General features: G+C 71.4%; 21 protein-coding genes. 6 read left to right on the top strand and 15 right to left on the bottom strand.

Features of this window, described 5'->3' with window-relative positions; all coding sequences use genetic code 11:
- Positions 1-99: 99 nt before the first annotated feature.
- Positions 100-2,064 (top strand): glycosyltransferase family 2 protein, encoded by a 1,965-nt coding sequence (locus ACIA8D_RS19025; RefSeq protein WP_399233520.1) that lies wholly within the window; start codon positions 100-102, stop codon positions 2,062-2,064.
- The gene (locus ACIA8D_RS19020; RefSeq protein WP_399233518.1) at positions 2,061-3,998 is read left to right on the top strand and encodes a galactose oxidase-like domain-containing protein; all 1,938 of its coding nucleotides are present in this window, start codon (positions 2,061-2,063) and stop codon (positions 3,996-3,998) included. The genes ACIA8D_RS19025 and ACIA8D_RS19020 overlap by 4 nt, the downstream gene beginning before the upstream one ends.
- A 90-nt stretch (positions 3,999-4,088) precedes the next feature.
- Here ACIA8D_RS19020 and ACIA8D_RS19015 read toward each other — a convergent pair whose 3' ends face one another.
- From ACIA8D_RS19015 to ACIA8D_RS19005, 3 genes are all read right to left on the bottom strand, one after another.
- Positions 4,089-5,096 (bottom strand): glycoside hydrolase family 6 protein, encoded by a 1,008-nt coding sequence (locus tag ACIA8D_RS19015; RefSeq protein WP_399233516.1) that lies wholly within the window; start codon positions 5,094-5,096, stop codon positions 4,089-4,091.
- 332 nt (positions 5,097-5,428) lie between these two features.
- Entirely contained in the window at positions 5,429-6,100 is a 672-nt protein-coding gene (locus tag ACIA8D_RS19010; RefSeq protein ID WP_399233514.1) for a class F sortase, read from the bottom strand.
- A gap of 7 nt (positions 6,101-6,107) precedes the next feature.
- Positions 6,108-6,695, bottom strand: coding sequence for a hypothetical protein (locus ACIA8D_RS19005; protein ID WP_399233512.1), 588 nt, complete (start codon positions 6,693-6,695; stop codon positions 6,108-6,110).
- Between the two features lie 134 nt (positions 6,696-6,829).
- Between ACIA8D_RS19005 and ACIA8D_RS19000 the strand changes: the two genes are divergently transcribed.
- Entirely contained in the window at positions 6,830-7,609 is a 780-nt protein-coding gene (locus ACIA8D_RS19000) for an HAD-IIA family hydrolase (protein WP_385760173.1), read from the top strand.
- Positions 7,610-7,635: 26 nt separating this feature from the next.
- Here the strand turns inward: ACIA8D_RS19000 and ACIA8D_RS18995 are convergent, their stop codons facing one another.
- From ACIA8D_RS18995 to ACIA8D_RS18965, 7 genes are all read right to left on the bottom strand, one after another.
- Positions 7,636-8,697 carry a 2-aminoethylphosphonate ABC transporter substrate-binding protein gene (locus tag ACIA8D_RS18995; protein ID WP_399233510.1) on the bottom strand — a complete coding sequence of 354 codons (1,062 nt, stop codon included), beginning with the start codon at positions 8,695-8,697 and terminating at the stop codon, positions 7,636-7,638.
- 32 nt (positions 8,698-8,729) lie between these two features.
- Positions 8,730-9,527 (bottom strand): ABC transporter permease, encoded by a 798-nt coding sequence (locus tag ACIA8D_RS18990; protein ID WP_399233508.1) that lies wholly within the window; start codon positions 9,525-9,527, stop codon positions 8,730-8,732.
- A complete protein-coding gene (locus tag ACIA8D_RS18985; protein WP_399233506.1) occupies positions 9,514-10,386 on the bottom strand; it encodes a 2-aminoethylphosphonate ABC transporter permease subunit in 873 nt (290 codons plus the stop codon). The genes ACIA8D_RS18990 and ACIA8D_RS18985 overlap by 14 nt, the downstream gene beginning before the upstream one ends.
- Entirely contained in the window at positions 10,379-11,476 is a 1,098-nt protein-coding gene (locus ACIA8D_RS18980) for an ABC transporter ATP-binding protein (protein WP_399233505.1), read from the bottom strand. The genes ACIA8D_RS18985 and ACIA8D_RS18980 overlap by 8 nt, the downstream gene beginning before the upstream one ends.
- A 147-nt stretch (positions 11,477-11,623) precedes the next feature.
- Positions 11,624-12,391: a GntR family transcriptional regulator gene (locus ACIA8D_RS18975; protein ID WP_399233503.1), complete on the bottom strand. Its 768-nt coding sequence runs from the start codon at positions 12,389-12,391 to the stop codon at positions 11,624-11,626.
- Positions 12,392-12,428: 37 nt separating this feature from the next.
- Positions 12,429-13,139: a hypothetical protein gene (locus ACIA8D_RS18970; RefSeq protein ID WP_399233502.1), complete on the bottom strand. Its 711-nt coding sequence runs from the start codon at positions 13,137-13,139 to the stop codon at positions 12,429-12,431.
- A gap of 252 nt (positions 13,140-13,391) precedes the next feature.
- Positions 13,392-14,486: an ROK family protein gene (locus tag ACIA8D_RS18965; RefSeq protein ID WP_399233500.1), complete on the bottom strand. Its 1,095-nt coding sequence runs from the start codon at positions 14,484-14,486 to the stop codon at positions 13,392-13,394.
- Between the two features lie 79 nt (positions 14,487-14,565).
- On the opposite strand from ACIA8D_RS18965, the gene ACIA8D_RS18960 reads away from it, so the two are divergent.
- Positions 14,566-15,648 (top strand): Gfo/Idh/MocA family oxidoreductase, encoded by a 1,083-nt coding sequence (locus ACIA8D_RS18960; RefSeq protein ID WP_399233498.1) that lies wholly within the window; start codon positions 14,566-14,568, stop codon positions 15,646-15,648.
- The gene (locus ACIA8D_RS18955; RefSeq protein WP_399233496.1) at positions 15,645-16,124 is read left to right on the top strand and encodes a heme-degrading domain-containing protein; all 480 of its coding nucleotides are present in this window, start codon (positions 15,645-15,647) and stop codon (positions 16,122-16,124) included. Before ACIA8D_RS18960 ends, ACIA8D_RS18955 begins: the two co-directional genes overlap by 4 nt.
- 28 nt (positions 16,125-16,152) lie before the next feature.
- Here the strand turns inward: ACIA8D_RS18955 and ACIA8D_RS18950 are convergent, their stop codons facing one another.
- The 5 genes from ACIA8D_RS18950 to ACIA8D_RS18930 all read right to left on the bottom strand — a co-directional run bounded on the left by ACIA8D_RS18950 (position 16,153) and on the right by ACIA8D_RS18930 (position 20,393).
- Positions 16,153-17,556, bottom strand: coding sequence for a choice-of-anchor A family protein (locus ACIA8D_RS18950; RefSeq protein WP_399233495.1), 1,404 nt, complete (start codon positions 17,554-17,556; stop codon positions 16,153-16,155).
- Positions 17,557-17,665: 109 nt separating this feature from the next.
- Positions 17,666-18,523, bottom strand: a complete 858-nt coding sequence (locus ACIA8D_RS18945) for a fumarylacetoacetate hydrolase family protein (RefSeq protein WP_399233493.1) — start codon at positions 18,521-18,523, stop codon at positions 17,666-17,668.
- Between the two features lie 134 nt (positions 18,524-18,657).
- Positions 18,658-19,419, bottom strand: coding sequence for a YidC/Oxa1 family membrane protein insertase (locus tag ACIA8D_RS18940; protein ID WP_399233491.1), 762 nt, complete (start codon positions 19,417-19,419; stop codon positions 18,658-18,660).
- A gap of 79 nt (positions 19,420-19,498) precedes the next feature.
- The gene (locus tag ACIA8D_RS18935) at positions 19,499-19,816 is read right to left on the bottom strand and encodes a DUF6412 domain-containing protein (protein WP_399233489.1); all 318 of its coding nucleotides are present in this window, start codon (positions 19,814-19,816) and stop codon (positions 19,499-19,501) included.
- A 46-nt stretch (positions 19,817-19,862) separates the two neighbouring features.
- Entirely contained in the window at positions 19,863-20,393 is a 531-nt protein-coding gene (locus ACIA8D_RS18930) for a winged helix-turn-helix transcriptional regulator (protein ID WP_399233487.1), read from the bottom strand.
- Positions 20,394-20,506: 113 nt separating this feature from the next.
- On the opposite strand from ACIA8D_RS18930, the gene ACIA8D_RS18925 reads away from it, so the two are divergent.
- Positions 20,507-21,925: an MFS transporter gene (locus tag ACIA8D_RS18925; protein ID WP_399233486.1), complete on the top strand. Its 1,419-nt coding sequence runs from the start codon at positions 20,507-20,509 to the stop codon at positions 21,923-21,925.
- The last annotated feature ends 119 nt before the right edge of the window (positions 21,926-22,044 follow it).

The raw sequence follows: 22,044 nt of genomic DNA, 5'->3' as shown, positions 1-22,044 counted from the left end.
CGGTGGCCCGCCAGTGATACGTCCGGGGGCACGGTCAGGGGGCCCGTTCCCGGGCGCAGGACCGACGACCACGCGGTGACGCGTGCGGGGGGATGACTCATGACGTCGACGCCGACGGGCGCCCGGCCGGAATTCGACCCGTCCGAGACGACCCAGCTGCGAGTGCCACCGCACCGCACTGGCGGTTTCCGGCGCATCAGGAAATCGTTGCCGCGCTACGACTACGAGCACTACAGCAGGCTCGCCGGGCCACTGACCCAGCCCGATCCGAACCAGCCGTACAAGGTGCGCTACCGATCGCTGCTCTCACAGGAGCCGCACAGGATCCGGGCCGCGCTGATGCTGGGCGCAGCCCCGCTGCTCTCTCTCGTCCTGCTGTTCTGGCTGCTGCAGCCCGCGCACTGGACCGAACGGGACTATCCCGCCTACGACTTCCTGCCCGCGCTCGACATCGTGATGCTGGTGGCGATCGGGCTCATCGAGTTCTTCCGCTGCATGAACGTGCTGTCGAACGCGCACGCGACGCTGGTCGCCCGCGACCCGATCCCGGTGGTCCCGGAGACCGGCACCCGCGTCGCGTTCCTCACCTCGTTCGTGCCCGGCAAGGAACCGCTGGAGATGGTGACGAAGACCCTGGAGGCGGCGGTCAAGCTGCGCCACCGGGGTCTGCTGCACGTCTGGCTGCTCGACGAGGGCGACGACCCCGCGGTCAAGGAGGTCTGCGAGCGGCTCGGCGTGCACCACTTCTCCCGCAAGGGCGTCGCGAAGTGGAACCAGCCGAAGGGCCCGCACCGCGCCAAGACCAAGCACGGCAACTACAACGCCTGGCTGGACGCGCACGGCGACGAGTACGACTTCTTCGCCTCCGTCGACACCGACCACGTGCCGCTGCCCAATTATCTGGAGCGGATGCTCGGCTTCTTCCGCGACCCCGACGTCGGCTTCGTCATCGGCCCGCAGGTGTACGGCAACTACGACAACTTCATCACCAAGGCCGCCGAGTCCCAGCAGTTCCTCTTCCACGCGCTGATCCAGCGCGCGGGCAACCGCTACGGCGCGCCCATGTTCGTCGGCACGTCCAACGCCGTGCGCATCAAGGCGCTCAAGCAGATCGGCGGCCTGTACGACTCCATCACGGAGGACATGGCCACCGGCTTCGAGATCCACCGGCACCGCAACCCGTTCACCGGCAAGAAGTGGCGTTCCGTATACACGCCGGACGTGCTCGCCGTCGGCGAGGGACCCAGCGCCTGGACCGACTTCTTCACCCAGCAGATGCGCTGGTCGCGCGGCACGTACGAGACGATCCTCAAGCAGTACTGGAAGGGCTTCTTCACGCTCCCGCCGAGCAAGCTCTTCAACTACACGATGATGATCATCTTCTACCCGATGGCGGCGATGAACTGGATCCTGGCAGCGCTGAGTTGTGCGCTGTTCCTGGGTCTCGGCGCCTCGGGCGTGAACATCGACCCGACGGTCTGGCTGATGCTCTACGGCAACGCGTCGGCGCTGCAGATCGGCCTCTACATCTGGAACCGCCGGCACAACGTCTCGCCGCACGAGCCGGAGGGCTCCGGCGGTGTGGCCGGCATGGTGATGTCCGCGCTGTCGGCGCCGCTGTACGCCAAGGCGCTCTTCGACGCCCTGCTGCGCCGCAAGAGCAAGTTCGTGGTGACCCCCAAGGGCGATTCGGCAAGCCCCGACCGCTGGTTCGGGACATTCCGCTACCACTGGTACTTCATCCTCATCTTCGGCAGCTCGATCGGCGCGGGCTTCTACTTCGGCCACTCCCACCCGGCGATGATCACCTGGGCCTCCTTCGCGCTGCTGATCACCGCGGCGCCGATGTTCGCGTGGCGCCACATGCTCCGCCAGGAGAAGAAGAAGCCGAAGCAGCAGCCCGCCGAGACCCCGCAGCCGGAGCCCGCCGAGCGGCCCGCGCGGGCGCACGCCGCGCCGCAGCAGAAACCGAGTTGGGCCGCCCAGCAGCATGACGGTGGCACGCGGGTGGACTGGGGCAACGATCAGACCAAGCAGATTTCCCTGGGGGGACGTAACAAGTGAAAGACGGTGCGAGCCGCCGCCGTGCCCGGCGCATAGTCATCGGCACGGTGGTGGTCCTGGCGCTGGCCGGGATGAACGGGCCCTGGCTGTATCGCTTCGGATCGGCCAAGTATCACGAGTACAAGATCAACAAGCCGGAGTACAAGGCCGAGAACGGGCACTGGGACGTCATCGACTTCCCCCAGGACATGCGCCAGAACACGATTCACGCGGCGCTGTTGCACACCGGGAAGATCCTGCTCGTCGCCGGGTCGGGGAACAACCAGAAGAACTTCGACGCGAAGAAGTTCGACACCCGGCTCTACGACCCGGTGAAGAAGACCATCAAGAAGATTCCCACGCCAAGTGACCTGTTCTGCACGGGACATACGCAGCTGGCGAACGGGAATCTGCTGATCGCGGGCGGCACCAAGCGCTACGAGAAGCTCAAGGGCGACGTCACCAAGGCCGGCGGCCTGATGATCGTGCACAACGAGGACCCGGACGCGCCCAAGACCATCAAGGCGGGCACGGTCTTCACCGGCAAGGAGAACGGCAAGTCGTTCGTCGCCAAGGACAACATCACGGTCGAGCGCGCCAAGAAGGTCTTCGACAAGGCGACCGGCAAGTTCCTGCGCAACGAGCCGGGCCTCGGCCGGGTGTACGTCGAGGCGCAGCGCTCGGGCTCCAAGTACGAGACCGGCACCCAGGACAACTACCGGGTGCAGGGCCTGACCGGCTCCGAGGCGCGCAATGTGTACGGCATCGCGCAGAAGCTCGCCCTGGACAAGAAGGACTTCCAGGGGATCAGGGACAGCTTCGAGTTCGACCCGGTCGCCGAGAGGTACATCAAGGTCGACCCGATGAACGAGGCGCGCTGGTACCCGACGCTGACCACGCTCTCCGACGGCAAGGTCCTCTCGGTGTCCGGGCTCGACGAGATCGGGCAGCTGGTCCCGGGCAAGAACGAGGTCTACGACCCGAAGACGAAGAAGTGGACGTATCTGAAGGACGTCCGCCAGTTCCCGACGTATCCCGCGCTGTTCCAGATGGAGAACGGGAAGATCTTCTACTCGGGCGCGAATGCCGGTTACGGACCGGACAACGTCGGTCGCAAGCCCGGTATTTGGGATCTGACCACCAATAAGTTCCAGAAGATTCCCGGGCTTTCGGACCCGAACATGCTGGAGACGGCCAATACCGTCGAACTGCCGCCCGCGCAGGACCAGAAGTACATGGTGGTCGGCGGCGGTGGCGTCGGCGAGTCCAAGCTGTCCAGCGAGAAGACCCGGATCGTCGATCTGAAGGACAGGAGCCCGAGGTTCGTCGACGGGCCGACGCTGGACAAGGGCACGCGTTATCCGCAGGCCTCGATCCTCCCCGACGACTCGATCCTCGTCTCGGGCGGCTCCGAGGACTACCGCGGGCGCAGTGACACCAACATCCTCGAGGCCCGGCTCTACGACACGAAGAAGAACGCGTTCAAGCGGGTCGCCGACCCGCATGTGGGGCGCAACTACCACTCCGGCTCGCTGCTCCTGCCCGACGGGCGCGTGCTGTTCTTCGGCTCGGACTCGCTCTACGCCGACAAGGCCAACACCAAGCCCGGCACGTTCGAGCAGCGCATCGAGATGTACACGCCGCCGTATCTGTACCGGGACTCGCGGCCGACGCTGGAGGGCGGCGAGCGGACGATCCGGCGCGGCGGCACGGCGACGTACAAGACGGAGCACGCGTCGTCCATCAAGACGGCGCGGCTGATCCGGCCGAGCGCCTCCACGCACGTGACGGACGTGGATCAGACGTCGATCGCCCTCGGTCTCAAGAAGTCGGCGGACTCGGTGACGGTGTCCGTGCCGAGGAATCGGTCGCTGGTGGAGTCGGGCTGGTACATGCTGTTCGTGACGGACGATCAGGGGACGCCGAGCAAGGCGCAGTGGGTGCGGGTGCCTTAGCGGCGGCAGCGGGGTCCGGGGAGCTGGTCGTTGCACACGACTCGGGGCTCCGCCCCGGACCCTGCTGCTCAATCGCCGCAGGGGCTTGAGTCACCCACCTGCAAGCTTCAGGGCGTACTCGCCCCACCACTCGCCCGCCTTCGGGCCGCCCTTGCACGTGCCGTCGGACTCGCCGGGGCGCTTGACCCACAGGTAGGCCTTCACCTGCGGGTCGCCGGTCTTGGTGGTCGGCTTCTCGCCGAGGGCCCGGCCGGGCGGGTTGCACCAGCGCTCGTCGGCGGCGCCGCCCGTGTACGGCCCGTTGCCGTTGCGGCTCGTGTCGACCACGAACGGCTTGTTGCCGACCTTCGCCGAGAGTTCCTTGCCGTACTTGACCGACTCGTCGGTCGTGTAGAAGTTCGACACGTTGACCGAGAAGCCGTCGGCCTGGTCGATACCGGACCACTTCAGCGGCTCGAAGATCTGGTCCGGCTTGCCCCAGCCCGCGTTGCCCGCGTCGAGGTAGACCTTCGTGTCCTTCAGGGACTTGAACTTCGCGATGGCGCCCTTGAGCAGGTCGTAGCGCTCCTCGTGGAACTGCTCCGGCGTGCAGTTGTCCACCATGTGCTGCACGGCGTCGGGCTCCAGGATCACCGTCGCCGGGCGGTCCCCGATGCCCGAGGCGACCTGGTCGATGAACTCCCGGTACGCGTTTCCGTCCGCCGCGCCGCCGCCCGAGTACTGGCCGCAGTCGCGGTGCGGGATGTTGTAGACGACGAGCAGAGCGTCCCGGTTCGCCTTCTGGGCGGCCTCGGTGAAGCCACGCGCCTGGTCCGCCGCGTTCTCCGGCAACAGCCATTCACCGCTGGGCTGTTCGGCGATCCTGCGGACCTTCGCGGCCTCGTCGTCCTTGCCGTCCTTCGCGAGCGCCGACGCTGCCTTCGCGGCCTTGCTGTCGGGATTGACCCAGAACGGGTCGGCGCCCTTGGGCTGTTGCTTCACGGGGTCCGTCGCCCCGTCCCCCTCGTTGTCCCCGCCTCCGGAGGAGCACGACGAACAAGCCGCCGCGAGCAGCGCCGCCCCCACGACGACCGCTCCAGCCCTCAGTTTCCGGTACATCCACTCCCCCTTGGGTGCACTGTCTGGCTCTCAATCGTGGCATACGCCGCTGCCGTGCCACGAGCGCGTACGCCGCTTGTCAAGGACCTGTTACAGCGTGCGCAGGCCGACTCGGCGCGAACCCGCGGTCCTGCTCTGGGCGGATCCGCCCTTCCGCTCCAAAGTCGAGACGAGCGGCCCCAGTCCTCGGCCGGTCCGATCCGACGGACCATCACAGCCTCCCGTGTCGAGGCCGGGCCATCCCGCAGCCCGCCGCCCGCACGGTCGAGGACCTGTCCGGTCGGCGGCCCCGGGGGAGCGGGCTGCCGACCGGACCGGTGGGCCGCACACTCTCAACTCGCCCTGTGCGGCGCGCTGTCCACGTCCGACAGGTAGGCGGACACGACCACGTTCGCGGTGTACGTTCCCGAGGCCTTGTCGAAGGTGCCGCCGCAGGTGATCAGGCGGAGTTCGGCGCGCTCCGAGCGGTGCGGCCCGTACGCCTTGGCCGGGTCGAAGTTCTCGCGGGAGAACACCCGGACGTCGTCGACGGTGAATCCGGCGACGGAGCCGTCGGCCCGCGTCACCCGCACCGTGTCGCCGGGCTCGGCCTCGCTGAGTTGGTAGAAGACGGCGGGCCTGCTCTCGGTGTCGACGTGCCCGACGAACAGGGCGGTGCCGCGCTCCCCCGGTTCGACTCCGTCGCCGTACCAGCCGACGACTCCGGCCCGCGCGTACGGCGGCGGGTCGACGGCGCCGCCCCCGTCGAGGCCGCGGGCCACGACGGGTGCCTGGACGCGCAGTGCCGGGATGTCCACGCGCCGCGGTGCCGCGCCCCCGACCGGCCGGTGGGCGGGCGGCAGGTCGACGTCGGCGGGCCGGCCGACGGCGGCCGCGTCCCCGGTCGTCGGCGAGGACAGGTTCAGGTCGGTGGCGCCGCGGCCCCACAGCCACAGGCCGAGCAGCAGCACGGCCCAGGCCACTCCGGTGAGGAGTCGCCCGACCCCCTGCGACCGGTCGCTCATGGCGGACTCAGCGCCTCGGCTGCGAGCCGGACGACCTGCGGCGGCGCGTGCTGCGGACGGCGACGGCCACGGCGGCGACCGCCGTGAGACCCAGGCCGATGAGGGCGTGCCGGGTGCCGGGGCCCTCGCTGGGCGCGGCCGAGGGGGCCCGGTGGACGGCGAGCGCCTGCCGCCCGGCGGTGCCGCCGCCGCCCGCGTGCACGAGGGCGGTCGGGGACGGGACGGGCGAGGCGCCGGCGGCGGATTCGTCGACGACCCGGAGGGTGCCCTTGACCTTGCCCTCGACGCCGTCGCAGGTCACCGAGACCGAGTAGGCGCGGGGCGCGGCGGAGGATTTCACGCGGGCCTCGGCGAACAGGGTGGGTTCGTCGGCGGAGGGCGCGAGCCGGGCCGGGCCCACGAAGGCGGCGGAGCTGGCGCTGCCCGCGGCGCCCTCGCAGCCGGTCACCCGCAGGTCGACGTCGGTGCCTGCGGGGGCGGCGCGCGGGGTGACGGTGATCGTTCCCCCGCCGTCGGCCGCCTGGGCCGCGGTGGCCGGTGCGGTCACCAGGACGGCCGCCCCCGCGACACCGACAGCAAGCAGTCCTGCACGCATCGTGAACCTCCTCAAGACAGCCTCACGCTCCTGGCCGCGTTCCGCATCCCGAGAGGCTCCAGTGGCACCTGGCACCTGGCGGGCGGGTGCATACGATGGCAGTCAGTCGATCGATCGCCGAGGAGTCCGCACACATGGCAGAGCCCAAGCCCATCGAATCGTGGCTGACCGACATGGACGGGGTCCTCATGCACGAGGGGGTGCCGATCCCGGGCGCGGACGCGTTCATCAAGAAGCTGCGGGACTCCGGCAAGCCGTTCCTCGTCCTGACGAACAATTCCATGTACACGGCCCGTGACCTGCACGCCCGGCTGAACCGCATCGGCCTGGAGGTCCCGGTCGAGAACATCTGGACGTCCGCCCTCGCGACCGCCCGGTTCGTGCGCGGCCAGCGGCCGAACGGCACGGCGTACGTGATCGGCGAGGCGGGTCTGACGACGGCGCTGCACGAGGAGGGCTACATCCTCAGCGACTCGGACCCCGACTTCGTGATCCTCGGCGAGACCCGTACGTATTCGTTCGAGTCGCTCACGAAGGCGATCCGGCTGATCAACGGCGGGGCCCGGTTCATCGCCACCAACCCCGACAACACCGGCCCCTCCACGGAGGGCGTGCTGCCCGCGACGGGCTCGGTGGCGGCGCTGATCACCAAGGCGACCGGCAAGGACCCGTACTTCGTGGGCAAGCCCAATCCGCTGATGATGCGGACGGGGCTCAACGCCATCGGGGCGCACTCCGAGTCCAGCGCCATGATCGGCGACCGGATGGACACGGACGTGCTCGCGGGCCTGGAGGCCGGGATGACCACGTATCTCGTGCTGACCGGGCTCACCGGCCAGTCGGACATAGACCGTTTCCCGTTCCGGCCGACCGAGGTGGTCGACTCGATCGCGGACCTCGTCGACCGGGTCTGAGGAATGTACGGCGGCGGCCGGGGCTCTCAGCTGCCGGTCGCCGTCTTCCAGTCGTCCACGTACGTCTGGAGGTTCTCGGCGACGTCGTTCCAGTCCGGCTCGAAGATCTGCACACCGTCCATGATCTTGGCGAGGGCGACGGCGTTGTCGTCGGTGGCCTTCACGTCGGCGCGCGGTGAGAAGCCGCCGCCGACCGAGCTGACCTGTTTCTGCTGCTTCGCGTCGAGCATGAAGTCCAGGAGCTTCTTGCCGTTCGCGGTGTGCGGGGCGTTCTTCACGAGGCCGCCCGCGTAGGGCAGGGCGAAGGAGGTCGGCTTGCCGGAGCCCTTCTTCGGGAACCAGAGGCCGATGTTCGGCATGTCCTTGGACTGGGCGTAGTTCATCTGCACGTCCCCGTTGGCGACGAGGAGTTCGCCCTTGTCGACCTTGGGCGCCAGCTTGCCGGTGGAGGCGGACGGGCCGACGTTGTTGGCCTGGAGCTTCTTCAGGTAGGCCATGGCCTGCTCCTTGCCGCCGAAGTCGTGCATGGCCTTGACGAGCAGGGCGGTGCCGTCGCCCGCGACGCCGGGCGTGGAGTACTGGAGCTTGTTCTTGTACTTCGCGTCGAGGAGCTGCTCCCAGGTGGTGGGCGGCGTCCTCAGCTCCTTCGTGTTGTGGACGAAGCCGAAGTAGTTGTTCACGACGGACGTCCAGGTGCCGTTCGCCGCCTTGTCGGCGCCGTCGACCTGGTCGGAGCCCTTGGGCGCGTACTTCGCGAGCAGGCCCTTCTCGTCGGCCTGTTGGATGAACGGCGGCAGCGTGACGAGGACGTCGGCCTGGGTGTTGACCTTCTCGCGGACGGCGCGCTGCACCATCTCGCCGGAGCCGCCCTCCACGTAGTCGACCTTGATGCCGGTCTGCTTGGTGAAGTCCTTGAAGACCTTGTCGTACCAGCCGTCGCCGTTCTCGCCCTTGAGGCCGTCGGCGCTGTAGACGGTGACGGTCCTGGCGTCGGATGCGGCGGAGTTGCCGCCGCAGCCCGTCAGGGTCGCGGCGAGGGCGAGGCAGCCGGTGGCCGCGGCGACGGTGGTGAGCGTGTTCCTGCGCATGGCGTGGTGAACTCCCGTGTCGGATGGGCTTGTTAGCGGTACGAGGCCTTGGTGCGGATCCGCGAGAAGGCCAGCAGGACGAGCAGCGTGGCGGCCATCAGGACCACCGCGATGGCGGAGCCGGTGAACAGGGAGCCGCGGTCGGTGGTCGCGTAGATCTGCACCGGGAGCGGCATCCAGTCCGGCGGGTAGAGCATCATCGTGGCGCTCAACTCGCCCATGGACAGGGCGAAGCAGAGGCCCGCGGCGGCGTTCAGGGAGGGCAGCAGCAGCGGCAGCTTCACCTTCCACAGGACGTACGCGGGCCGGGCGCCCAGGGAGGCCGCGGCCTGTTCGTACGCCGGGTCGAGGCGCTGGAGGGCGGCGGAGACCGACTGGTAGGCGAACGCCGTGACCAGGATCGTGTGCGCGATGATCACGATCCAGCGGGTGCCGTTGAGCAGCATCGGCGGCCGGCTGAACGCCACGAGGACGGCGAGGCCGACGACCACGGACGGCACGGCGACCGGCAGCATGAACAGGGCGTCGAGGACGAGGCGTCCGCGCTTCCTCAGCGCGGCGGCGGAGAGCGCGGCCCAGCCGCCGACGACCAGCGCGAGCACGCTCGCGACGACGGCCGTGACCAGGCTGGTCGTCAGGGCGGTGAGGGAGTCTCCGCTGGTGGCGGCCTCGTAGTGGCCGCCGGTGAACCCGGAGGGCAGGGCGCCCGACCAGTTCGTGGCGAAGGACGCCGCGAGCACGACGAGCAGCGGCAGCGCGAAGAGCGGCAGGAACAGGACGAAGAAGACGACCCAGGCGGCCCACCGGCCGGCCTTGCTATGAACCAACACGGCGGCTCACCACCCGGTACAGGCCGTAGAGGCCCACGGAGACGAGGACGTTGACGACGGCGACCACGCAGGCGCCCGGGTAGTCGGACTCCAGGATCGCCTTGCTGTAGACGAGCGTCGGGAGCGTCGTGACGCCCTTGGCGCCGGTGAACAGGACGATGCCGAACTCGTTGAGGCACAGGACGAGGACCAGCGAACCGCCGGCGGCAAGCGCGGGCAGCGCCTCCGGCAGGATCACCTGCCGCACGGTCCGGGCGGGCCGCGCCCCGAGCGACGCGGCGACCTCCAGCTGCCCCGTCTCCACCTGCGAGAACGCCGCGAGCAGCGGGCGCATCACGAAGGGCGTGAAGTAGGTGATCTCGGCGAGCAGCACACCCCACGGCGTGGCCAGGAACTGGAAGGGCCCGGTGGCGGCGCCGGTGGCGTCCGTCCACAGCCCGTTGGCCATGCCCACCTGCCCGTACACGAACAGCAGGGCGAGCGTGATCAGGAAGGAGGGGAAGGACAGGAACACGTCGATGAAGCGGGCGACCGCCTTCGCGCCGGGGAACGGCACGAACGCGACGATCAGCGCGAGCGCGAAGCCGAGGACGAGACAGCCGGCGGTGGACCCGACGGCCAGCCACACCGTGGTGCCGAGCGCATCGCGGAACGCGGAGGACGCGAAGACGTCGGCGTACGGCTTCAGCGAGGTGCCGCCGGTGTCGGGCGTGAGGGACTGCTGGACGACGAGGAAGAGCGGGTAGAGGAAGACGACGGCGAGAGCGGCGACGGGCGGCAGCGCCCATATCCATGTGCTCTTCCCGGTACGGGACCTGGTGGTGCCCTGGCGGGGCGCGGCGAGCGTGGCGCTAGCCATTCCTGGCCACCTCCGACGCGACCCCGGCGCCGAGCAGCACCGCGTCCTCGGGCGCGAAGTGCACCGTGATCCGCTCCCCCAGCACCGGCGGCTCGCGCAGTTCGCGCAGATCGGCCTTGACGCGGTGGCCGTCGACGTCGACGTAGAGGCGGTGCGTGGAGCCCCGCCACTGGACCTCGGCGACCTTGCCCGTAAGGGAGTTGGGGCCCTCGCCGAGGCCGACGAGGTGCGGGCGGACGCAGAGGGTGGCGGTGGATCCGGTCGCCGCGTCGCGCTGTGCCGGGACCTTCAGTTCGGTGGAGCCGAAGGAGACGGTGCCCTGTTCGGCCGCGCCGACGGTCACCGGCAGAAGGTTGGCGTTGCCGACGAAGGAGGCGGTGAACTCGGTGCACGGCCTGCGGTACAGGTCCTGCGGCGTGCCGACGTCCTGGAGGCGGGCCTTGTCCATCACGGCTATGCGGTCGGCGAGGGTGAGCGCCTCGACCTGGTCGTGGGTGACGTACAGGATCGAGACGTCGGGCAACTCGCGGTGCAGGCGGGCCAGTTCGGCGAGCATCCCGGAGCGGAGCGTCGCGTCGAGCGCGGACAGCGGCTCGTCGAGCAGCAGCACGCCGGGCCGGACGGCGAGGGCGCGCGCGATGGCGACGCGCTGCTGCTGGCCGCCGGAGAGCTCGCGCGGGTGGCGCTTGACGTAGGAGGCCATGCCGGTCAGTTCGAGGGCCTCGGCGACGCGGGCGGGGATCTCGCCCTTGGGCACCTTCTGCGCCCGCATCCCGAAGGCGACGTTGTCCTCGACGCGCAGGTGCGGGAAGAGCGCGTAACTCTGCACGACCATGCCGATGCCGCGCCGGTGCGGCGGCAGGTCGGTGACGTCGCGTCCGCCGAGGAACACGCGGCCGGACGCGGGCCGCACGAACCCGGCGACGGCGCGCAGCGCGGTGGTCTTCCCCGAGCCCGAGGGGCCGAGGAGGGCCATCACCTCGCCGGGCTCGACGGTCAGGTCGAGGGAGTCGAGAACGGTCGTACCGCCGTACGCGACCGACACCCGGTCGAACCGGATGCCGCTCAGCTTCTGGTCGTTGTCTCTCACGGCGGCCACGCTCCTGGCGGCGGGTGTCCCACGCGAAGCGGCACGGCAACGGGACGGTGAACGGGCACCCAAGCTTGGCCCAGACCCGTTACCTTTCTGTTATTGGGGGCGGGCGCGCCGACTCAACCCCCGACCAGAGACCGGTGGTTACCAGCCGTCCGCACCCAAACGCGCGGTGAACGAGAACCGGTCCCCGCGGTAAAGCGTCCGCACCCGCTCCGTGGCACGGCCCCCCGTGTCGTACGAGATCCGGTGGATGAGCAGCATCGGCAGCGCGGGCGGCGTGCCGATGAGCAGGGCCTCGCGCGGGGTCGCGAGCACCGTCTCGATCCGCTCGTCGGCCGAGCCGAACTCGATGCCGAGGCGGTCGTGGACGTAGGAGTAGAACGACGAGTCGGGGTCGAACTCGGCGTCGAGGCTCGGCACCCGGGACACCGGGACGTAGGTCGACTCCAGGCCGACGCGCTCGTCGTCGGCGAGCAGCACGCGCTCCATGTGCCAGACGGGCTCGCCGCGCTCCAGGCCGATCTCGGCGGCGAGCGCGGGCGGGCACGGGAAGCGTTCGAGGCCGATGAGGGTACGGCCGGGGCGCCGCCCCTGCCTGCGCACGCCTTCCGTGTACGAGGCGAGGGACAGCGGCTGGGCGAGCTTCGGTCCCGCGACGACGGTGCCCCGGCCTTGCCGCCGCAGCCGCCCTTCGAGCAGCAGCTCGCGCAGCGCCTGCCGCACGGTCTCGCGCGCCACCTCGTAGCGCAGGGCGAGTTCCCGCTCGGCGGGAAGGGGCTCGCCCTCGCTCAACTCGCTGACGAGCGCGGCGATTTGGGCCTTCACGGCGTAGTACTTCGGGATGCGCCCGTGTTCGGGGATGCCGTCGCGCACGGGGGCGCCGGGGGCCTGGTCGTTCGGGTAGTCCACGCGGGGATGGTCGCAGACGTGGGTGAACGGCCGGCGGTCAGCGTCCGCCGACGCGCAGCCGCCGGGCTCCCACCACGAGGGCCGCGCCGGCCAGGAAGAAGGCGCCGGCCGCGGCGCCGAGGCCGAGCAGGGCGCGCGGGCCCGTGCGGGCGAGCTCGCCCGCTTCGTCCGCGAGGGTCGGGCCCTGGTCGGCCTCCTCGACGGTGAACGGGTAGTCGTCGGATTCGCCCACCCATTCGCCGTCGTCGTCCTTGCGGCGGACGAGCGCGGCGTTGGCGACGACCCGGTCGGACGGGGTGCCGTCGGCGAACGCGAGGCGGACGTCGACGGTGACCGTGTCGCCCGCGCCGACCGAGAACCCGGGGAAGTCGTCGAACACGCCGATGTTCTCGTCCCGGTCGGTCCGCTCGACGGTCACCGGCCGCCAGCGGCCCGCGTCCCGGAACTCCAGCCTGATGCGCTTCGGCGTCAGCTTCCGGGTCCGGTCGACGAGTACGAGGACGGGGTGGAGGTCGGCGCAGCGGGCGTCGGTGGTGTTGGTCAGATCGAGCGAGAAGCGCCGGGGGGCGGCGCCGGGGTGGTAGGTGGTGGGGCCGTCGTCGATCCGGGTCTCGATGGGGAAGTCGCCGCGGTTGGCTGCCGCGCAGGCTTGGGTGCCGGTGTCCGCGGTGGCCTCCGGCGTGGGGCCGGCGAGGGTGGTTGCGGTGAGGGTGGTGGCGGCGAGGGCGAGCGGGCGGCGCAGTCGCATGAAGGCCCTTCACTGGTCGCGGAGTTCCCGACAGTCGTGGGCCAGAACCTTTCCATCGCGGGGCGGCCTGGTGGGGTTCGTGCGCCGCGCCGCGCGCAGCGGTTCCCTCGATCGGCTCAGCGAACGCACACCGGCGCCGGCGTTGCGCTCCCGGGGCTCCGCCCCGGACCCCGCTCCTCAATCGCCGGAGGGGCTTGATCTGGCGGCCCCCGGTGCCGCGCACCCCGGACGACGGCCCCGGCCACGGGGCCGTTACGACGGGGCCGCCCGGCCGAACAAGGGGGCCAGGATCATGTGGGCCGCGCCCAGCACCGCCTGGGTGTCGCCGCCGGGTGCCGCCCGCACGGGGATCGCGGGGCCGCCCCCCTCACGACGCACCCGGGCCACGACGACCCGTTCCACCCCCCGTACGAACCGCTCCTCGTGCGCCGCCACCGTGCGCCCACCCAGCAACACCGCATCGATGTCGAGCAGGCTCACAAGATTCGCCGCCCCCTCCCCCAGCACCCGCGCCGCCTCATCCAGCCCCCGGTCCGTGCCGGAGGCCACCGCCGCGAGGCAGATCGCCTCGATGCACCCCCGATTGCCACAATCGCACCGCGGCCCGTCCAACTGGATCACCTGATGGCCGAACTCCCCCGCCCCCGTACGCGCCCCCCGGTAGAGCGCACCGTCGAGGACGAGACCCGCACCCAGCCCCGTACCGAGGTGGAGATAGGCGAAGGAGGGCTCGCCCTCGCCTTCGAGCGCGAGGCCGAGGGCCGCCGCGTTCGTGTCCTTGTCCACGACGACCGGCAGACCGAGCCGCTCGGCGAGCGCGTCCCGCAGCGGAAAGCCGTCCCACTGCGGGAACCCGGTGACCCGGTGCAGCACCCCGTCCGCGTGATCGAGCGGCCCCGGCACGGCGACGCCGACGCCGAGGACCTGTTCCCCGCCCACCAGCTGATCCACTTCACACGCGGCCGCCGCGAGCACCGCATCGGCCCCCGCCCCGAGGTCGAGCGGCGCCCGCCGTGCCGCGACGACAGCCCCGGACAGATCGGTCAGCACGGTGTGCAGCTCGTCGCGGTCCAGATGCAGGCCGACCGCGTGCGCGGCGCCCGCGACCAGCCGCAGGACCGTGCGCGGCTTGCCCCCGGTGGAGGCCCGGCGGCCCGCCTCGACGGCGAGACCGTCCTCCCTGAGCCGCCCCGTGATCTTGCTGACCGCCTGCGGGGTGAGCCCGGTGCGCTCGGCGAGCTCAAGACGGCTTATCCCCGGCTCGCCCGCCGTGCGCAGCAGGTCAAGGACGAGCGCAGCATTGTGCCCGCGCAGGGCGCTCAGGTTGGCGCCCACGGTCGCGGCCATGGTCCTCCTCACATGTGCAGTCACCAGCCCATTGTCTCTCGCGCTTGCACTTTGGCAACACCGTTGCTTAAGTGGGGGCATGACTGGTACGAGTGCTGCCCTCCGCGTGGGCCTGGTCGGCTACGGCCTGGCCGGCTCCGTCTTCCACGCCCCGCTGATCGCCGCGACCGAGGGCCTGACCCTGGACACGGTCGTCACCTCGAACCCCGAGCGCCAGACCCAGGCCCGCGCCGAGCACGGCGAGGACCTGCGCTTCGTCGCGTCCCCCGACGAGCTGTGGGAGCACGCGGACGAGCTGGACCTGATCGTCATCGCGTCGCCGAACAAGACGCACGTACCGCTCGCGAAGGCCGCCATCGCCGCGGGCCTCCCGGTCGTCGTCGACAAGCCGGTCGCGGGCACCGCGGCCGAGGCCCGCGAGCTCGCCGAGCTGGCCGAGAAGCAGGGCGTCCTGCTGTCGGTCTTCCAGAACCGCCGTTGGGACAACGACTTCCTGACCCTCCAAAAGCTGCTCGCGGACGGCGAGTTGGGCGACGTCTGGCGCTTCGAGTCCCGCTTCGAGCGCTGGCGTCCGCAGCCCAAGGGCGGCTGGCGCGAGTCGGGCGACCCGGAGGAGATCGGCGGACTGCTGTACGACCTCGGCAGCCACGTCGTCGACCAGGCCCTGGTCCTGTTCGGCCCGGCCGTCTCCGTCTACGCCGAGTCGGACGTGCGCCGCCCCGGCGCCGAGGCCGACGACGACACGTTCATCGCGATCACCCACGCGAACGGGGTGCGCTCGCACCTGTACGTCTCCGCCACCACGGCCCAGCTCGGCCCGCGCTTCCGCGTGCTGGGCTCGCAGGCCGGCTACGTGAAGTACGGGCTCGACCCGCAGGAGGCCGCGCTGCGCGACGGCAAGCGTCCGACGGCCGGTGAGCCCTGGGGCGTCGAGGGCGAGTCGATGTGGGGCCGGGTCGGCTCCGGCGAGTCCCCGCAGACGGGCGGCGGCCGGCCGTTCGCGACGGTCGACGGCGACTACCCCGCGTATTACGCCGCCGTCGCCGCGGCGCTGCGCGACGGCACCGCGGGCCCGGTGCCCGCCACGCAGGCCGCCGACGCGCTCGACGTCCTGGAGGCGGCCCGCGTCTCGGCCCGCGACGCCAAGGTGGTGACCCTGTGACGAACCCCGAAGGCGCCCCGCAGATCCCCGAGTTGGAGGACCAGGAACGCCGCCTCGTCCTGAACTCCTTCACGTACGACGACGCCTGGACCCTCGGCAACCTCCTGGTCGACCTCGCCCGCGAACGCGAGGCGCCGGTCGCGGTCGACATCACGCGCGGCGGCCAACAGCTCTTCCACTCCGCCCTGCCGGGCTCGACCCCGGACAACGACGCCTGGATCGCCCGCAAGCGCCGCGTCGTCGAGCGCTACCACGCCTCGTCCTACCTGGTCGGCAGCCGCTTCCGGGCCAAGGGCACGACGTTCGAGGACGCCTCCCGCCTCGACCCGGACACGTACGCGGCGCACGGCGGCGCGTTCCCGATCTCCGTACGGGGAACGGGAGTCGTCGGCGCCGTGGTGGTCTCGGGCCTCCCGCAGATCGAGGACCACCGCCTGGTGGTGGCGGCCCTGGAGCGCTTCCTCGCGAAGCCGTAGGCCGTCGGCGCAGCGCGAGCCGCAGTCGTCACGAGCGGCAGCGTGCGCGCCTGCGGCTCAGGAAGACGAACGTCGCGCCCGTCGCCGTGGTGGCCGCCGCGATCGAGCCGAGCACCGCGGCGCCCAGGGACGGTGTGCCGGTGTCGGCGAGGTGGCCCCCGCCCCCGCCTGCGCCTCCGGTGGTTCCGCCGCCGGACGTGCCACCGCTGTCACCGCCGTCGGGCGGGGGTGCCGGGGTGGTGTCGCTCGGGGTGGGAGTGGGGGTGGTCTCGCTGGGGGTGGGTGTGGGTGTGCTGTCGGTGGGCGTCGGAGTGGGGGTGTCCGTCGGGGTGGGCGTCACGTCGGTCGGAGTCGGCGTGGGCGTGGGTGTGTACGGGGAGGCGCACGACGGCAGGTCGCCGTTGAACGGGTAGGCGTGGAACTCCTCGCCGCCGCTGCCCTCCGGGCCGCCGTGGGTGAGTGAACCGGCCGTGTACATACGGCCGTTGGTGCCCGACATGGTCATCGTCGTCGTGCTCGACGGGTTGCCGACGAGGACGCTCCCGGAGAACTGGGTGCCGCCCGCGAGCCGCACGTCCGAGGCGTCGGGGAAGTTCCACAGCAACCGGTCGCGCAGCTCGGCCGGGAGCAGGCTCTCGTACGTGTTGATCTTCCGCGCGTCGCCGTAGACGTTGACGAGGACGGTGGCCCCCGAGGGGATGCCGTTGAACTGGAACCCGCCCATGCCGCCGGTCGCCGACTGCATGTCGAAGTCGACGTCGAAGATCTGGATCGGGGAGCGGCCGTCGCCGGTGAACACCGTCGTGCCGCCGGTGTTCACGGCGGTGCCGGTGGGGGCGCGGCGGGCGCCGTCCTCGTACGCGTAGCAGTGGCTCGCCTCGGTGAGGTCCTGCCGGATGGCCCGGTAGGGCGCGGCGGCGTCGGCGTCGTGGACGGACTTCGTCTCCACGGCGCCGTCGAGGGCGCCCGCGTACCGCAGCGTGCCGTGCGCCACCGCGTCCTCGACGGCGACCCGCTCCCCCGCCGCGACGCTCACGTCCCCACCGACGGTGAGAAAGTCGGTCCCGTCGCCCGGCGGCACACGCGACCCCACCCCCGCGACGCCCACGTTGTAGATCGCCGAGGTACCGGGGTCCTTGTCCTGGTCGTAGTCGCCGAGCGTGACGACCTTGCCCTCCGCCTCGGCGGCACCCTCGCGGACCAGGTAGTTCCCGCCCGCGAAGACGTTGATGTTGTTGTCGCGGCCGGCGAGCGAGCCATTGTTCGGATCCGGGTACGAGTCCGGGCAGTTGCTCCCCAGGCAGGGCCCGAGCCCGTCGGGCAGCGGGTCGGCGGAGGCGGGCCCGGCGGCGGCCCCCACGACGAGGATCGCGGACGCGAGGGCCCCGGCGGGCAATCGTGACTTTGAGATGACGGTACGAAGAGTTCCCATGGCCGAACTATGGGAACGGCCCGCCCGTCCTCCCGGGAGACACGCGCCCAGCCGGGCCGAGGGCGCCCCGAACGGGGGTGCCCTCCCACCGCCGAGCCAGGCGGAGCGCCTACGCCGGCTTGAGCTCCTGCCGCTGTCGGCCCAGCCCGTCGATCTCCAGCTCCACCACGTCACCCGCCCGCAGATACGGCTTCGGCTCGGGCTGGCCCATGGCGACGCCCGCCGGCGTACCGGTGTTGATGACGTCGCCGGGGTACAGCGTCATGAACTGGCTGACGTACCGCACCACTTCGGCGACCGGGAAGATCTGGTCGGCGGTCGTGCCGTCCTGCTTCAGCTCGCCGTTCACCCACAGCCGCAGGCCCAGCGCCTGCGGGTCCGGCACCTCGTCGGCGGTCACCAGCCACGGACCGAGCGGGTTGAACGTCTCGCAGTTCTTGCCCTTGTCCCAGGTCCCGCCGCGCTCGATCTGGAACTCGCGCTCGGACACGTCGTGCGCCACCGCGTACCCGGCGACGCACGCGAGCGCCGCCTCGTGGGACTCGACGTAGCGGGCCGTGTGCCCGATGACGATGGCGAGCTCCACCTCCCAGTCGGTCTTCACGGAGCCGCGCGGCACGAGGACCGTGTCGTCGGGCCCGACGACCGTGTCGGCCGCCTTGAAGAACACGACCGGCTCGGCGGGCGGCTCGGCGCCGGTCTCCGCCGCGTGGTCGTGGTAGTTCAGCCCGATGCACACGACCTTGCCGATACGGGCCACCGGAGGGCCGATCCGCAGCCCCGACGCGTCGAGGACGGGCAGTTCCCCGGCCGCGGCAGCGGCCCGTACGCGCTCGATCACGACGTCGTCGGCGAGCAGCGCCCCGTCGACGTCCGTGACGAGTTCCGACAGGTCGCGCAGGGTTCCCTCGGCGTCGAGCAGCGCGGGGCGCTCGGCTCCGGCGGGACCGACTCGCAGCAGCTTCATGGTGTAACTCCCTCTGCAGTAGGAGGAGCCTCCACGGCCCGGTGCGGCGTGCAGCCATCGGAGGACTGGTCGATCCTCCAAGGAGAACGTCCAGTCCGCAATACCCCGTTCACGGACTGGACCCGGACCGCCACTCAGAGCGCGGGCGCGGCCGCCGCCCCGGCCCCGTACGGCATGTCCCGGTAGAGGACCGCCCGCTCGATCGAGCTCCACGTCGTCGACGTGACGACGTACAGCGCGGCGGCGAGCGGCACGAAGGCCACCGTGAAGAGGGTGAAGAAGGACATCAGCGGCATGAACCTGCCCATCGCCGCCATGCCGGGCACCGGCTGATCACCCTGCGGCCGCGGCGCCTGCGCCATCTGCCGCTTGGTGCGCCGGTAATTGAAGGTGGCGACGACGGCGACGAGCGCGAACAGCGCCACGTAGACGATGCCCTGCTCCCCGAAGAGCCCGCCGTGCGCGAGCGCGTCGTGGAAACGGCCGCCGAGCGGCGCCGCGCCGAGGGTGTGGCCGAGCAGCGCGTTGGGCTCGCCGCCGATGCTCCGGTTGGAGAACAGGTGGTACAGCAGGAAGAACGCCGGCATCTGGAAGAGCATCGGCAGGCAGCCGGTCAGCGGGGAGACCTTCTCCTCGCGGTGCAGCTCCATGATCGCCTTCTGCATCGCCTCGGGGCTGTTCTTGTGCTTCTTGCGCAGTTCGGCGATGCGCGGCTGGAGCTTGGCCCGCTCGCGCTGCCCGCGCGCCGCGGCCCGGGACAGGGGGTGGACGAGGAGGCGTACGAACGCGGTGAACAGGATGATCGCCGCGGCGGTCGCGGAGGCGTGCAGCAGCGGCTGGAGCAGGTCGGCGAGGTGTACGACCAGGCCGGCGAATACGGACATGAACGACGACATGGGTGAGCCCTCCGGGGGTCTCGTCGTGCCGGAATCAAGAAGAACCGAGTCGGCGTGACGGACTGCGGACCCGAAGGGTTCAGCAGGCCGTCGGGACGAGACGTCCGGGTGCTCGGGGCCTGGGGCGCCCTGAGGCGTCGGGATCGCGCTGCGGCAGGAACGCGGTGCGCCGCTCGCGGTCGCGGATGGCGGTGCGCACGCGGGTGCGCGCCACGGCGGGCGCGGAGCGCGCGGCAAGGACGGCGCAGGCGGCGAGCGCGGAGCCCGCGGCGGCGGTCGCGGCGAGCGCGACGGCACCGACGAGGCTGCCGGTGTCGACGAGCGCCGAACCGAGGAGGACGAAGAGCAGCAGGGCGAGGGGCCGCAACGTCGCGGAGCCTCCGCTCGTACGTGCCATGCGCCTGCCTCCTTCCGCCCTCGTGCGGTCCGGTTCGTCCCGCCAGTTATACAGGCTCGGTCACGACCGGCTGAAGGAGGCGTCGCGGTTCGAGCAGCGCCCGGCTGACCGGATCGGCGGGGTCGGGGTCGAGCCCGCCGCCCGGCAGCATCTCCACGTCCTCCACTGCGACGGGCGCGCCCCCGCACTTCGGGCACTCGCCGACGACACCGAGCGGCGTGCCGCACTCGGCGTGCCGGAACTCGCGCATCGGCAGGGTCCCCGGGATCTCCCGGCCCCACGCGCCGAGCGCCCGCACGGCGGGCCACAGTCCGCGCCCGCGTTCGGTCACGACGTACTCGTGGCGCGGCGGCGACTCCTGGTACTGCCGCTTCTCCAGGACGCCCGCGGTGGTGAGCGCCTGGAGCCGGGTCGCGAGGACGGCGCGCGGGATGCCCAGGTGGACGAGGAAGTCGTTGTAGCGCCGCACGCCGTAGAGCGCGTCGCGCACGACGAGCAGCGTCCAGCGCTCGCCGACGATCTCCAGTGCGCGGGCGAGCGAGCACTCCTGCGACGCGTAGTCCTTGCCGAGAGCCATGGCCCCACTGTAGCCACTTTCCGGCTATTAGGTTCAGTGACCGAACCTACCGTGCTACGTTCATCGAACCCGGTAAGTTCATTCACTGAACCCAAGTCTGGATGGGCCCACCCATGCCACAGCCCGTACGCACGCAGGCGCCGCCCGCCACCGCCTCACCGGCGCCGCCGCGCCCCACCGCCACCCTCGCCGTCACGAGCGCGGCGACGGCCGTGGCCCTGATGACGTACACCGCGCCGATGATCACGCTCGCCGACACGGCCGCGTCCCTGCACACGGGACTCTCCGCCCAGGCCTGGCTCCTGAACGGCACCCCGCTCGGCCTCGCCGCGCTGCTCCTGGTCGGGGGCAGCCTCGCCGACGACTACGGGCGGCGGCGCGCGTTCGTCCTCGGCACCGCGCTGCTCGCCGTCACGACCGCGCTCGGCGCGCTCGCCACGAACACCCTCCTGTTCACGCTCGCCCGGATCGCGCAGGGCGCGGCGTCGGCGGCGATCCTCGCCGCGAGCCTGGGCCTGCTCGTGCACGCGTTCCCGACGCCTGCGGGCCGGGTACGGGCCACCGGTGTGTGGGGCGCGTTCGTCAGCGGCGGCATCGCGCTCGGCCCGGTCCTCGCGGGCGCCGTCACCGACCTCGCCGACTGGCGCTGGGCGTACGGGGCCCTGGCCCTGGCCACGGCCGTCGTGGCGGTCCTGGCACCCCGCGCGCTCACCGAGTCCCGGTCCCCGCGCGGCGGGCGCCCCGACCTGCCCGGCGCGGTGTCCCTCGGCCTCGCCCTCGTCGCGCTCCTCGCGGCGCTCACGCTCGGCCGCGACGGCTGGCTGCGCGCACCCGTCGCCGCCCTGCTCGCGGCGGCAGCCGTGCTCCTCGCGGCGTTCGCGGCCATCGAGCTCCGCACCCGGGCGCCCATGATCGACCTGTCCTTGCTGCGCCGCCCGCTCTTCCTGGCGTCTACGGCGGGCGCGTTCTTCACCGGTCTCGCCGTCGTGGCGCTTTTCAGCTACGTCCCCACGCTCGTGCAGCACACGATGGGCGTGACGGCGATGGGCACGGCGGGCCTGTTCGTGCTCTGGTCCGGGACGTCGTTCGGGGTGGCGCTCCAGGCGCGGCGGCTCGCGGGCCGGGTCTCGCCGCGCCACCAACTTGCCGTGGGCTTCGCGCTGCACGCGGTGGCCGTGGCGACGATGCTGGGCGCGGCCGGCTCGGGCGACTGGACGCGCCTGCTGCCGGGGCTCGTCGTCTCCGGGATCGGCAGCGGCCTGCTGAACGCCGCGCTGCCGCTGCTCGCGGTCGACTCGGTGCCGGCCGACCGCGCGGCGATGGGCTCGGGCGCCAACAACACGTCCCGCTACATCGGTTCGGCGGCGGGCGTGGCCCTGATGATCGCGGTCGCCACGTCGACCGGCACCACGCGACACGCCCTGGACCAGGGCACGAACGCGGTGTTGGGGGTCTCGGCGGTGCTGGCACTCGTGGCGGCGGTCCTGCTGCTCGCGCTGCGGGAACGGAAGCCGGTGCCCGAGCGGCCCTGAACCCGCTGTCCGAGCGGCCCTGCCCTGCTCTCATCAGCGGCCCTGAACCCGCCACCGTTCCGAGGGCCCGGGGGTTCTCCCCACCCCGTACACGGGCGCCACTCCCATGGGCGCGCACG

The organism is Streptomyces sp. NPDC051684, assembly GCF_044453445.1.
Classification (GTDB): domain Bacteria; phylum Actinomycetota; class Actinomycetes; order Streptomycetales; family Streptomycetaceae; genus Streptomyces.
The sequence above is the reverse complement of the archived record's forward strand: the minus strand, read 5'-3'. Positions and strand labels throughout refer to the sequence as shown.